Consider the following 7,187-nt stretch of genomic DNA (forward strand, 5'->3'; position numbering starts at 1 on the left):
TACGATGACGCCTCGGATGATGAACTTTTTGAGGTTCCTGTCATTGGTGCGGATTCGAAAGATCAATATAGTCAAAGATACATATCGGAGATCATAGGTGTCCGATTGGAAGAATTGTTCGACTTGGTTCTCGAAGAGCTGTACCGTATGGGAATACATGATTTGCCGGGTGGCGTCGTCTTGACTGGCGGCACGACCAAGCTTGAAGGAATTTTGCAACTGGCAAGACATGTGTTAAGAACGAGGGTACGGATCCATACGCCAGAATATATCGGAGTGCGTGAACCGATGTATTCGACTGCTGTTGGTCTTATCCGTTATGCTAGTATGGAAGATAGCTATTTTGGAATCGCAGCTGAATCTCAAACGGCAGCCGCACATAGCGAGATGGATTATCCACCTGCCGGTAAAAAGAAGGTCGCTGTCCAACCAAAAGAGAAAAAGACAAGCTTTATGAGCAAAACTAAGAAATTTTTCGATGGATTTTTTGAATGACTAGTCTAATTTGGTCATATAGGGATTAGGAGGAGAGAGCATGCTGGATTTTGAAACGAATGTCGATGCACTCGCAGTCATCAAGGTGATTGGAGTAGGTGGCGGAGGAAATAACGCGGTTAACCGCATGATCGAACATGGAGTGCAAGGTGTGGAATTCATAGCTGTGAATACGGATGCGCAAGCACTTAAATTATCCGCAGCTGAAGTGAAATTGCAGATCGGGGCAAAATTGACTCGCGGACTTGGCGCGGGCGCCAATCCTGACGTCGGAAAAAAAGCGGCTGAAGAAAGCCGAGAACAAATAGAAGAAGCACTTCGCGGTGCTGATATGGTTTTCGTAACAGCTGGGATGGGCGGAGGAACTGGAACAGGTGCCGCACCTGTCATCGCACAAGTAGCGAAAGACCTTGGTGCACTGACAGTAGGCGTCGTTACGCGTCCATTCACTTTTGAAGGAAGAAAACGCCAAACACAAGCAATCGGTGGAATTGCATCGATGAAAGAATCGGTCGATACGCTTATCGTCATTCCAAATGATAAATTGTTGGAAATCGTAGATAAGAACACACCGATGCTTGAAGCATTCCGAGAAGCTGACAATGTACTCCGTCAAGGGGTGCAAGGCATCTCCGATTTGATCGCTGTCCCTGGACTTATCAACTTGGACTTTGCAGACGTGAAAACAATTATGTCCAACAAAGGTTCTGCACTTATGGGGATCGGTATGTCGACAGGTGAAAACCGTGCCGCAGAAGCTGCAAAGAAAGCAATTTCAAGTCCGCTATTGGAAACGTCGATTGACGGGGCTAAAGGTGTCTTAATGAATATTACCGGCGGATCTAACTTGAGCTTGTTTGAAGTTCAAGAAGCTGCGGATATCGTAGCTTCAGCTTCCGACGAAGATGTCAATATGATTTTCGGGTCTGTCATCAATGATGACTTGAAAGATGAAATTCTCGTTACAGTCATTGCTACGGGTTTCAGTGAAGAGCAATTGAGCACTTCAAAGCCTTCAAGGAATCCAGGTTTTGGCGCTACACGTCAACGTGAAACGCAGTCTGTGCAGCAGCCTTCTCATACTACTCGCCGAGAAGAGCCACAACAGCAACAATTCCAGCAGCCTGAACCGACACGTCAACAACAGAGCCATCAGCAAGAGGACGCGTTGGATATTCCGACATTCTTGCGCAATCGCAGAAGATAATAAAACTGAAGATAGAAGAAGCTCTCCGGCTGTCCGAATGGACAAGCCGGAGAGCTTTTTTTTGGAAAGCAGTAAGAAACACAATGAACTCTGCCCGCAACGCAATAAACGCGTCGCAACACAACGAAAGCAGTGTGCAACGCAATGAACTCCGTCGGCAATACAACGAAAGCGGGTCCGCTACACAAAGTACTTGCCGATGCGCAACGTCAACCTCCGCTATTATTGTCGAATATTTACTAAGTTTTTTCCCTTGTTCCGACAAACATTGCGGTCATGGAGTGTTATCCTTACGTACAAGGAGGGCGGGCTGATGTATGGAGAACTCATTGTTGGCATTAACATGGTCTTCAATTATGCGATTTTGTCCTTTGCGAACCGGATGGTCAAGGCACAAGCTACAACACGGCGTCTTATGCTCGCTTCGTTTGCTGGCGCATTGCCGGTTACGATTTTTCCCGATTCCCGAATCGTCATCTTCGTCGCCTTCAGTGTAATGATTGTTTGTGCCTTCGGGTTATCAATTGCCTCCATCGGTAACCCGGCAGTCATCGTATTGATCGGTGCGCTTTTTGCAGGTGGGGCGCTAACAGTTTTTACGGATAAGTTCATGTTTTCGGATTCGAAATTCACCGTTTTCATCAGTGCGCTTTTAGCTTATATTTTCCTGTATTTATTAAAGACCAAATGGCTGGATGTAAGAATGGCCCGCCAACTATCCTCTTACTCCGTCGCTTCGGTGTTGACTATTTGGAACGAAACGATTTCAATTCCAAGTTTCATCGATACTGGAAATCGATGTACAGAGCCACTTACCGGTGAACCAGTGCATTTCGTTTCATTCAAATCTGTGAAACGCTGTATACCTGAAGAGCTGAAAGAACCGTTGCTGGCATGGAAAACCGAAGAAGTACCACAGCTTTCAGCCTTTCCCAAGCGGTTCCAAAAAAGTCTACGGTTGATCCGGCTTCAAACTGTCCAAGGAGCCTCCTGGGCGGTCGGTTTTAAATTCGACAGGTGGATCATCGGGGAAGGGAGTGAGCTGCCAGCAGGCTATATTGTCTTTACAAAGCAGGATAACCGTTATCCGGAAGGGGCAGGCGCCATCATGCACGCCTCTGCATTGGAATCCATTACTACCGAAAGGGGAACCAGTCATGTTGCAAGGACTTAAAAAATGGTTGTCGATCGTCAAGAGCTTCTTCACTAGAAAAAAAGCTGGTATGTATTACATCGGTGGCCATGAATCGCTTCCAAAGCCGTTAACAAGAGAAGAAGAGGCGATTGCAATTCGGGCTTTCATGGAAGGGGACATGGATGCCAGGGATACGCTCATTGAAAAGAACCTTAGGCTCGTCGTTTACATTGCCCGCCGTTTTGATAACACGAACACGCATATTGAAGATTTGATTAGTATTGGGACCATCGGACTTATAAAAGCGATCGAAACTTTTAAAGCCGATCGCAATATTAAATTAGCGACTTATGCTTCAAGATGTATTGAAAATGAGATTCTTATGCATTTGAGAAAAACGAATCGGACCCGATCGGAAATTTCATTTGATGAGCCGTTGAATTCCGATGCGGATGGAAATGAGCTGCTGCTGTCTGATATTTTAGGGACTGATGAGCACATTATCATTGATGATGTTGAAAAAAAACTGGAAAGGCAACATATGATCGAAGCGATTAGCACATTGGATGATCGTGAGAAATATATAATGGAATGCCGCTTCGGATTGACGGGGCAATTGGAAATGACGCAGAAGGAAGTTGCAGAACTACTGGGCATTTCACAGTCCTATATTTCACGTCTGGAAAAGAAAATCATCTCCGAATTACGCGATCGATTGAACCATCCAATTGCTTGATGGTTGAAATTGGCGAATTGTATTTCGCATATTCCGCAAAACAGAGGACAAACTATTTTCTACAGTCATCTACAGAATGCGGAGGAAAAGCGAATGATGCGTACAAGAGTGGAAATTTGCGGGATCGATACGTCCAATTTGCCATTACTGACGAATGAAGTGATGAAAGAAACGTTTATCCGGCTTCAAAATGGTGACGAATCGGCAAGGGAAGAACTCGTAATAGGAAACTTGCGGTTGGTGTTAAGCCTTGTTCAAAGATTTGCTTATAGGGGGGAGCAAGCAGACGATCTTTTTCAAGTTGGCTGTATTGGATTATTGAAGTCCATTGACAATTTCGACTTGAAGCATAATGTTCGATTTTCAACATATGCAGTTCCGATGATTATCGGAGAGATCAAAAGACATTTGAGAGACCATCATGCCATTAGGGTATCCAGATCGCTAAGAGATATAGCTTATAAAGCAATCAGGGCAAAGGAACAATTTGTAAATGATCATCAAAAGGAACCAAGAATATCCGATCTAGCAGAAGCGACGGGCATTCCGGAGGACGATATCTTATTTGCTTTGGATGCAATACAAGATCCGATGTCCCTTCACGAACCAATGAACGGGGACGGCGGTGATCCCGTTTATATTATGGATCAATTGCAAGATAAAAAAGTGTCCGAAGAACGCTGGTTGACGTATGTGTCGGTGAAAGAGACAGTATCAGGAATGACGGAAAGGCAGCAGCTTATCCTTTCGAAACGTTTCTACTTAGGACAGACACAAACTGAAATCGCAAATGAACTAGGCATTTCTCAAGCTCAAATCTCAAGGCTGGAAAAAAATGCAATTCAAATTATTAGAGATGGCATGGAAAATAAATAATTAATGATCAAGGGACTGTCTGTCAGCGATATCTGACTATGACAGTCCCTTTTTACTGTTGATTTCCGCTCCAGGCGGACGCTTTCCTGGGGGCGTGGCTTGAGCCAATCGAACCACGAAGAGTTCGATTTGCCGTATTTCTGCGTTTTTTGCAGAAATTAAGGCATCCGTTTTGGTATGCCTGCTCGTAACGCTACGCTTTTACTCGTTCTTCGTTACGGCTTTCGCTGATCCCCAAGGAGTCGCCGCCTTGCGCTACAATCAACGGATTACTTGAAATTAATGATTATAGCTAATTAAACATTATCAAAAATATTGTAATGCATTAAAAATATATCCTTACATATGAAGTCAGTAAAACCAAGTATGAAAATCTACATCTTGCGTTTTTGTAGGCTATCTCGCATAAGCTGTATAAACATTAATTTTTTACCGATATCCATTAATCAGGGTTTTCAATAACTCTGCATCTGGTGCTTGGAGTGCAGGCGCGAGACTCCTGAGGCAACGCCCGCGGAAAGCGAGTGCCGGAACGGAAAGCAACAGCCAATATTCGAAGGAGGGAATCATGATGCGTTTTTCGGATTTGCAGAAAAAAGAAGTAATTGAAGTGAAGAAGGGCTCGTTTCTAGGATTTGTCCAGGACGCGACAATCGATATGAAAAACGGCAAGATTGACGTACTTCAAATTGGAGGAGCGGAAAGATCCTTATTTTTAGAATCGAAAATGAAGGATTTGAAACAAATCAAGTATGATGACGTCCTTACAATTGGGAAAGACATTGTATTAGTAGGCAAAAAGACTGATAAATGAAGACTTATCATTGATATGTGTCCTTCCAATTGATACAATAAAGCAAAGTAAGAAGAAAAGTAGTGATTTCATTGGACACACTTCAACAACGTATGCAAAAAATAGAAGAAGAAATTCAAGCAGCTTGTAACCATTCAGGAAGGGAACGTCAAGACGTGACAATCATTGCCGTCACGAAGCAAGTTTCCGCAAGCAGAACCCGCGAAGTCATCAAACACGGGATTACTCACATCGGAGAAAATCGGCCGGAAGGGCTTCTATCCAAACAGGAAAGCATTCAATCCGAAAATCTCGACTGGCATTTCATCGGAAATGTGCAAAGCAGAAAAGTGAAGGATATTATTGACCAAGTCGATTTTCTCCATTCATTGGACCGTCTGAGTCTTGCAAAAGAGATTCAAAAACGAGCGGCATCACCGGTTGATTGCTTCGTACAAGTGAATGTCTCCGGGGAAGAGTCCAAATCAGGGATAAAGCCTGAGAACTTGGAGGAGTTCATCCTTCAACTGGCCGATTATGATAAAGTTCGTGTTGTAGGTTTAATGACAATGGCTCCATTCACTCAAGATGAAGAGTGGATCCGTAAAATTTTCCGCTCATTGTGTAATCTTCGCGACCAAATAGCAGCAAAAAATTGGGAACAAGCACCGTGTAAACTATTATCGATGGGAATGTCGAATGATTATACGATCGCAATCGAAGAAGGTGCAACTCACGTAAGAATCGGAACCGCATTAGTCGGAACGGAGAGCGAGGGAGACGAATGAGCATAAAAAGGCGATTTGAAAAATGGTTCTATCTTGATGAAGAAGAGGAATTCCAGCAAGAACAGCCTGTCCGGGAACAACAGCCCATACAGGAGCAACAGCCAAGAAGAGCAGCGGTTTCACGAAAGCCGCAAGTTGCAGAAACACCACAGCAACCAGGAAATGTTGTCAGCTTGCAGAGCATACAAAAATCTTCGAAAGTTGTTCTTTTTGAACCGCGAGTTTACGCGGAAGCGCAGGACATTTCGGAGCATTTGAAAAATAAACGTGCCGTTGTCGTCAATCTACAAAGGATCGAGCGCGATCAAGGAATCCGCATTGTCGATTTCCTGAGTGGCACTGTCTACGCGCTTGGCGGCGATATCCAACGGATTGGCACGGATATTTTCCTATGTGTGCCAGAGAACGTAGAAGTGGCAGGGAACATTTCGGATTTTTTTGAAAGATAGAATTGGATGAGGTGTACAAATGGGAACAATAGAAATAGTTAGTTTGATTTTTTCGCTTCTACTCAGAGCGATAGATATATACATGATACTCCTCATTGTTTATATTTTAATGTCATGGGTGCCTGCATCACGGGAAACGAAGTTCGGCATTTTATTAGGGAAGATCACGGAACCTTATTTAGGATTTTTCCGCAAGTTCATCCCGCCTCTTGGCATGATCGATATTTCACCGATCGTTGCGATTTTTGTGCTGAATTTTTTGATCACCAGAGGAGTAGTTGAAGTATATCGATTAATCATCGCCTCACTTATGTGAGGTTTTTTCTATAAGGATCGCTAAGGAGTCGTTCATCATGGATTCGATCATACAACATTTCAGAAAAGACGAGCAGCCGTTCATTGAAACGGTGATCGGTTGGACGAGAGAAGTGGAAGATACTTATTCACCGAAGCTTACCGGCTTTCTCGATCCTCGGCAGATTTTCATTTTGAGTTCCATTGTCAAAAGTTCCGGTCTGCAATTCGGTGTCCATGGTGCATTCCAAGAGCCGGAAAGACAACGGGCATTGATTTACCCCGATTATTACGAACCGACAGAAGAAGATTTCCAAGTGACTGTTTTTGCGGTTAGGTACCCTGCAAAATTCATGACGCTTGAACATAGGGATATTTTAGGTTCACTTATGGCGCTTGGCATCGACCGTTCGA

The 7,187-nt window shown here is 43.9% G+C and carries 10 protein-coding genes; all 10 read left to right on the forward strand.

The genetic code is table 11. The features are described from left to right. The coding region (locus AWV70_RS24755) for a cell division FtsA domain-containing protein (RefSeq protein ID WP_349675587.1) at positions 1 to 495 on the forward strand (495 nt) is incomplete at its 5' end. 40 nt (positions 496 to 535) lie between these two features. Beyond that, entirely contained in the window at positions 536 to 1,702 is a 1,167-nt protein-coding gene (ftsZ, locus tag AWV70_RS16105) for a cell division protein FtsZ (RefSeq protein WP_060209330.1), read from the forward strand. A 313-nt stretch (positions 1,703 to 2,015) separates the two neighbouring features. After that, the gene (locus tag AWV70_RS16110; RefSeq protein WP_060209331.1) at positions 2,016 to 2,876 is read left to right on the forward strand and encodes a sigma-E processing peptidase SpoIIGA; all 861 of its coding nucleotides are present in this window, start codon (positions 2,016 to 2,018) and stop codon (positions 2,874 to 2,876) included. After that, complete coding sequence (sigE, locus tag AWV70_RS16115; RefSeq protein WP_060209333.1) at positions 2,860 to 3,573, forward strand: RNA polymerase sporulation sigma factor SigE; 714 nt, start codon at positions 2,860 to 2,862, stop codon at positions 3,571 to 3,573. The genes AWV70_RS16110 and sigE overlap by 17 nt, the downstream gene beginning before the upstream one ends. Positions 3,574 to 3,666: 93 nt before the next feature. After that, on the forward strand, positions 3,667 to 4,449 hold the full coding sequence (sigG, locus tag AWV70_RS16120) for an RNA polymerase sporulation sigma factor SigG (protein WP_414714842.1): 783 nt from the start codon (positions 3,667 to 3,669) through the stop codon (positions 4,447 to 4,449). 568 nt (positions 4,450 to 5,017) lie between these two features. Beyond that, a complete protein-coding gene (locus AWV70_RS16125) occupies positions 5,018 to 5,263 on the forward strand; it encodes a PRC-barrel domain-containing protein (protein WP_082713667.1) in 246 nt (81 codons plus the stop codon). A gap of 71 nt (positions 5,264 to 5,334) precedes the next feature. Further along, entirely contained in the window at positions 5,335 to 6,030 is a 696-nt protein-coding gene (locus tag AWV70_RS16130; protein WP_235588710.1) for a YggS family pyridoxal phosphate-dependent enzyme, read from the forward strand. Continuing rightward, positions 6,027 to 6,479: a cell division protein SepF gene (locus AWV70_RS16135; protein ID WP_060209337.1), complete on the forward strand. Its 453-nt coding sequence runs from the start codon at positions 6,027 to 6,029 to the stop codon at positions 6,477 to 6,479. Before AWV70_RS16130 ends, AWV70_RS16135 begins: the two co-directional genes overlap by 4 nt. A 19-nt stretch (positions 6,480 to 6,498) precedes the next feature. Further along, a complete protein-coding gene (locus AWV70_RS16140; RefSeq protein WP_153010020.1) occupies positions 6,499 to 6,795 on the forward strand; it encodes a YggT family protein in 297 nt (98 codons plus the stop codon). A 37-nt stretch (positions 6,796 to 6,832) separates the two neighbouring features. Then, positions 6,833 to 7,187: YlmH/Sll1252 family protein (locus AWV70_RS16145; RefSeq protein WP_235588709.1), on the forward strand; the 355-nt coding region annotated here is incomplete at its 3' end.

Source organism: Sporosarcina koreensis, from assembly GCF_001531445.1.
Lineage (GTDB): Bacteria > Bacillota > Bacilli > Bacillales_A > Planococcaceae > Sporosarcina > Sporosarcina koreensis_C.

Excerpts from the sequence above, each read along its gene's own strand:
- ftsZ (WP_060209330.1), top strand. The coding sequence starts at position 536 with ATGCTGGATTTTGAAACGAATGTCGATGCACTCGCAGTCATCAAGGTG.
- AWV70_RS16110 (WP_060209331.1), top strand. The coding sequence starts at position 2,016 with ATGTATGGAGAACTCATTGTTGGCATTAACATGGTCTTCAATTATGCG.
- sigE (WP_060209333.1), top strand. The coding sequence starts at position 2,860 with ATGTTGCAAGGACTTAAAAAATGGTTGTCGATCGTCAAGAGCTTCTTC.
- sigG (WP_414714842.1), top strand. The coding sequence starts at position 3,667 with ATGATGCGTACAAGAGTGGAAATTTGCGGGATCGATACGTCCAATTTG.
- AWV70_RS16125 (WP_082713667.1), top strand. The coding sequence starts at position 5,018 with ATGATGCGTTTTTCGGATTTGCAGAAAAAAGAAGTAATTGAAGTGAAG.
- AWV70_RS16135 (WP_060209337.1), top strand. The coding sequence starts at position 6,027 with ATGAGCATAAAAAGGCGATTTGAAAAATGGTTCTATCTTGATGAAGAA.
- AWV70_RS16140 (WP_153010020.1), top strand. The coding sequence starts at position 6,499 with ATGGGAACAATAGAAATAGTTAGTTTGATTTTTTCGCTTCTACTCAGA.